1 protein-coding gene is annotated in these 667 nt (G+C 56.8%); it reads left to right on the top strand.

All coding sequences use genetic code 11. From position 1 onward, the window contains the following. Positions 1–667: hypothetical protein (locus ABJ99_RS28890; RefSeq protein WP_230081093.1), on the top strand; the 667-nt coding region annotated here is incomplete at both ends.

Raw genomic sequence — 667 nt, 5'->3', positions numbered from 1 at the left:
GCGGCCTCCAGCCTGCTGACCGGCCTGTTCTCACAAAGCAGCCCCGACGAAAGCGAAGAACAACGCGAAGCCAAACGCAACCTGATCGTCAGCCTGGTGACCGGGTTAGCGGCGACCAGTGCTTCTGTTGATCCGACTGCTGCGAATACAGCAGCGGGTGCGGCGGTGGATAACAATTGGTTGGCGACGCAGCAGATTGTGCAATACAAGAAGGAATTGGCCGAAGCGAAGGGTGCTGAAGTATTTTCCGTTTTTGCAAAGTGGGCATTCATCAGCAGCAAGCAAGATGTCCTGACCCAGTTTGGTGTCGGTAAAGGTCTGGCGAGTGCAGGCTGGAATGATGTTGAAGGGCTGGCCCAATTCGTGGCGAACCCTATTGAGGGACTAAAGGGCCTCAAAGAGCTGATCGCAAATCCAGAAGTTCAGAAGCAGTTCAGAGCCGAATTTCTAGCAGACGCAAACAAGAAGATTGACACGATCACAAACGCGCTGGAAGTCGGCGGCGACAAGAACGCCGAGGCATTGGGCGTAGCACTCGGAGAGGTTGCCTGGCAGGTCGGCAGCATCGTCACGGGCGTGGGCACTGCAGCGAAAGGCGTCGCCGGCCTGGCCAAAGCCGGGATCAAGGTGGGGGCCGCAGAGCTTGATAAGATGGCTGATCTGGCTA

This window comes from Pseudomonas syringae pv. cilantro, from assembly GCF_001293775.1.
Classification (GTDB): Bacteria; Pseudomonadota; Gammaproteobacteria; order Pseudomonadales; family Pseudomonadaceae; genus Aquipseudomonas; species Aquipseudomonas syringae_P.
Note: the sequence above shows the minus strand (reverse complement) of the source record. Positions and strands in the feature narration are given on the sequence as shown.